Source organism: Roseovarius salinarum, from assembly GCF_002834145.1.
GTDB classification, from domain to species: domain Bacteria; phylum Pseudomonadota; class Alphaproteobacteria; order Rhodobacterales; family Rhodobacteraceae; genus Roseovarius; species Roseovarius salinarum.
In genome coordinates, this window is sequence record NZ_PHNT01000038.1 from 1 (window position 1) to 4,144 (window position 4,144).

At 68.5% G+C, this 4,144-nt stretch carries 3 protein-coding genes and 1 pseudogene; 3 read left to right on the forward strand and 1 reads right to left on the reverse strand.

The features are described from left to right. The coding region (locus CEF10_RS16590) for an aminotransferase class IV (RefSeq protein WP_101069274.1) at window positions 1–519 on the forward strand (519 nt) is incomplete at its 5' end. Window positions 520–525: 6 nt separating this feature from the next. On the opposite strand, the gene CEF10_RS16595 is transcribed toward CEF10_RS16590, so the two are convergent. Beyond that, on the reverse strand, window positions 526–1,758 hold the full coding sequence (locus tag CEF10_RS16595) for an SAM-dependent methyltransferase (protein ID WP_101069276.1): 1,233 nt from the start codon (window positions 1,756–1,758) through the stop codon (window positions 526–528). A 240-nt stretch (window positions 1,759–1,998) separates the two neighbouring features. Between CEF10_RS16595 and aspS the strand changes: the two genes are divergently transcribed. Together aspS and CEF10_RS16605 are read left to right on the forward strand one after the other, a co-directional pair. Then, entirely contained in the window at window positions 1,999–3,777 is a 1,779-nt protein-coding gene (gene aspS / locus CEF10_RS16600) for an aspartate--tRNA ligase (protein WP_101069275.1), read from the forward strand. 119 nt (window positions 3,778–3,896) lie between these two features. Further along, window positions 3,897–4,144 (forward strand): annotated as a pseudogene (locus tag CEF10_RS16605) (DUF1800 domain-containing protein); the annotation flags it as partial.

Sequence of the window (4,144 nt, forward strand, 5' to 3'; positions counted from 1 at the left end):
CGGCTGGGCATCGCGCCGCGCGGCGTCGAGGCCGCGCTGGACGCGTTGCCGCGCTCGGGCGGGCCGCGGCGCGCGCGGCTGACCGTGGCCGCGGACGGGCAGGCGGAGGCGACGGCGCAACCCTACACGCCATTGCGCGAGGGGCGCGTCTGGACCCTGGGGCTCTGGCCCCAACCGCTGAGGGCCGGGGATCCGTGGCTCAGGGTCAAGACGACCCGGCGGGGGCTGTACGACCGCGCCCGCGCCGCGCTGCCCGAGGGCGTCGACGAATGGGTGTTCCTGAACGCGGACGGCGAGGTTTGCGAGGGCACGATCACCAACATCTTCGCCGACCCCGGCGACGGGATGCTGACCCCACCGCTGGAATGCGGGCTGTTGCCCGGTGTCCTGCGTGAAGAGGTGCTGGCGCAAGGCCGGGCCCGCGAGGCGCGCCTGCGCCTGGATGACCTGCGCGCGGCACGCCGCCTTTACGCGGGCAATTCCCTGCGTGGGCTCATCCCCGCGCGGCTGGTGATGTGACATGCCCTACTCGGCGGCGTGCTGGCGGGCGCTCTCTTCGTCGCGGTAAAGATAGTCGCGTGTCAACGGCACCGCGTCCTGCACCGGCGAAAGCTGGATCTGGAACACGACCTGCTTGTTGTAGCGGAAGGTCAGCTCGCAGGCGAGAAGGTAGTACCGCCACATCCGGCAGAAGCGTTCGTCGTACAGGTCGCGGGCGCGGTCGATGTTGGCCGTGAACCGGTCATGCCAGTGGCGCAGCGTTTCGGCGTAGTGCAGGCGCCAGATCTCGATGTCGGTGGTATAGAGGTCCTGCTCCTCCACCGCGGCCATGGTTTCCGACAGCGCCGGGACGTAGCCGCCGGGAAAGATGTACTTGGTGATCCACGGGCTGGTCGTGCCCGGCGGCGCCGCCCGCCCGATCGTGTGAATCAAAGCGATGCCGTCCGGCGCCAGCCGATCCTCGACGTTCGAGAAATACTCGCGGTAATGCGGCACGCCCACATGTTCGAACATGCCGACCGAAACCACGCGATCGAACGTGCCCTCGACGTCGCGGTAATCCATCAGGTGGAATCCGGCCTTGTCGGCCAGCCCGGCCTTCTCGGCGCGCCGGTTGGCCATGGCGTGCTGTTCTTCCGACAGGGTGACGCCCGTGACCTCGGCGCCGTAGTCGCGCGCCAGCGTCAGCCCCATGCCGCCCCAGCCGCAGCCGATGTCCAGCACGCGCATTCCCGGCTCGATCAGGAGCTTGCCGGCGATGTGGTGTTTCTTGGCCTCCTGTGCCTCGTCAAGGGTCATGTCCGGGCGCGCGAAATAGCCGCACGAATACTGCCGGTCGGCGTCGAGGAACAGGTCGTAGAGATCGCCCGACAGGTCGTAGTGATGCGCGGCGTTGGCGCGCGCGCGGCTCGCCGGGTTGAACTGGTTGAGATACCGCAACAGGTGACGCCCCATTTCCAGCGGGCGCCGGAACCAGGGCGGTTCCTGAACCGCGATGTTGCGGATGGCGAGTGTCAGGAACCCGCGCAGGTCGTCGTCCTCGATCGTCAGCTGGCCGTCCATGTAGCCCTCGCCGACGGCCAGATCGGGCGACAGCACGATGCGGCGCGGCAGCGACGGGTCATGCAGCGTGACGGCCGCACTCGGCCCGGCGGCGGCATGGCCATAGCGCCGCTTCGTCCCGTCCGGGAACGTGACGGTCAGTTCGCCCTGACGGATCAAATGCGTCAGGAGCCGGTCCAGAGCCTTTGCCCACATCATTCACCCCCTAACTTGCGCTGTCTCTGCGCGTCTCAAGGTGATGCTAATCGCGTCCGAAGCCCCGTGCGATATCAAGAGTTAATATCTAGATAGGTATTCTTGCGCAAATCCCGAGACCTGTAAACGGTTTCGCGCCCCGCCCGCGGGCGCACGACCGGCCCTTGACTTTGCTCGCCCGGCAAGGTGTATCGGCGCGCACGCGCAGCCGCGCTCCGACCCGGCCCCAGAGAGGACACCATGCACCCATTCCGCAGCCACACCTGCGCCGAGCTGACGAAATCCAACGTGGGCGAAGCCGTGCGCCTGTCCGGCTGGGTGCATCGCATCCGCGACCACGGCGGCGTCCTGTTCGTGGACCTGCGCGACCATTTCGGCGTGACCCAGGTGCTGGCCGACCCGGACAGCCCCGTTTTCGACGCGGTGGAACGGGTAAGAAGCGAATGGTGCATCCGTATCGACGGGGAGGTGAAGGCCCGCGCCGAGAGCCTGATCAACCCCAAGCTGCCCACGGGCGAGATCGAGGTCTACATCCGCGACATCGAGGTGCTGGGCGACTCGCTGGAACTGCCGCTGATGGTCTTCGGCGATCAGGAATACCCCGAGGAGACGCGCCTGCGCCACCGCTACCTCGACCTGCGGCGGGACCACATGCAGCGCAACATGACCCTTCGGTCGGACGTCATCGCGTCGATGCGCCGGCGCATGTGGGAGGCTGGCTTCCGCGAATACCAGACGCCGATCATCACCGCCTCCTCGCCCGAGGGCGCGCGTGACTTCCTCGTGCCGTCGCGGTTGCACCCGGGCAAGTTCTATGCGCTGCCGCAGGCCCCGCAGCTGTTCAAGCAGCTCATCATGGTGTCGGGCTTCGACCGGTATTTCCAGATCGCGCCGTGCTTTCGCGACGAGGACCCGCGCGCCGACCGCGCGCCCACCGACTTCTACCAGCTGGACATGGAGATGAGCTTCGTCACCCAGCAGGACATCTTCGACACCATGCAGCCGGTGATCGACGGGGTGTTCGAGGAATTCGGCGGCGGTCACAAGGTCGACAAACACTGGCCGCAGATCAGCTATGCCGACGCGGCGCTGTGGTACGGCACCGACAAGCCCGACCTGCGCAATCCCGTCAAGATGGCCGACGTGTCGGAGCATTTCCGCGGCTCGGGCTTCGCGATCTTCGCGAAGATGCTCGAGCACGAGGGCAACGAGGTGCGCGCGATCCCCGCGCCCGGCGGCGGGAGCCGCAAGTTCTGCGACCGCATGAACGCCTTCGCGCAGAAGGAGGGTCTGCCGGGCATGGGCTACATCTTCTGGCGCGACGGCGAGGCCGGCATCGAAGCGGCCGGCCCGCTGGCGAAGAACATCGGCCCCGAGCGGACCGAGGCGATCCGCCAGCAGCTGGGCCTGGGCAAGGGCGACGCGGCCTTCTTCCTCGGCGGCAAGCCCGCGGGGTTCGAACCCGTGGCCGCCAAGGCCCGCGACGTCATCGGCGCTGAGCTGGGGCTGACCGAGCAGGATCGCTTCGCCTTCTGCTGGGTCGTGGATTTCCCCATGTTCGAAAAGGATGACGAGACCGGGCAGGTGGATTTCAGCCACAACCCGTTCTCGATGCCGCAGGGCGGGGCCGCGGCGCTGGACGGCGATCCGCTGGAGGTTCTGGGCTACCAGTACGACCTGTCGTGCAACGGCTACGAGATCCTTTCGGGGGCGATCCGCAACCACAAGCTCGACGTGATGATCAAGGCGTTCGAGACGGCCGGCTATGATGCCGAGGAGGTGCACCGCCGCTTCGGGGGCCTGGTCAACGCCTTCCGCTACGGCGCGCCGCCGCACGGCGGCTGTGCCGCGGGCATCGACCGGATCGTGATGCTGCTGGCCGACGAGGCCAACATCCGCGAGGTCATCATGTTCCCGATGAACCAGCGGGCCGAGGACCTGATGATGAACGCGCCCTCCGAGCCGACCAGCGACCAGTTGATGGAGCTCGGGCTGCGGGTGATCCCGCAGGAGGACTGAGCAGGGCAGGTCGGCCGGGGATGGCCGGCGCGGCCCCTGCCTGACCGTTCCCGGTGGACCGGCTGCGCGGCGGTGGTATGGTGCCCCCCGGGCAATGTGCCCCGGCTGGGTTGCCAGACATGCGCTTCGACCCCGAAATCGCGGAAATCCGTTTCGGCTGCGGGCTGTCCCCGCAATGGCCGCCGGCGGTGTCCGCCGACGCCGTTCTTGCCCGCCTCGCCGGGCCGGACAGGGCCGCGGCGCGCTTTCCGGTCCCCGCGTTCGACACGGCTCTGGCGGCCACCCGCGCCTACCGGCGGGCCGTCCGTGCCGCGCGCCGCGCCGCCACCGAGGGCGACCGCGAGGCCGCGCGCCGGGATGCGCGCCG

Bases quoted from the DNA above. Each gene is read 5' to 3' on its own strand.
- CEF10_RS16595 (WP_101069276.1), bottom strand. From the start codon at position 1,758: ATGTGGGCAAAGGCTCTGGACCGGCTCCTGACGCATTTGATCCGTCAG.
- aspS (WP_101069275.1), top strand. From the start codon at position 1,999: ATGCACCCATTCCGCAGCCACACCTGCGCCGAGCTGACGAAATCCAAC.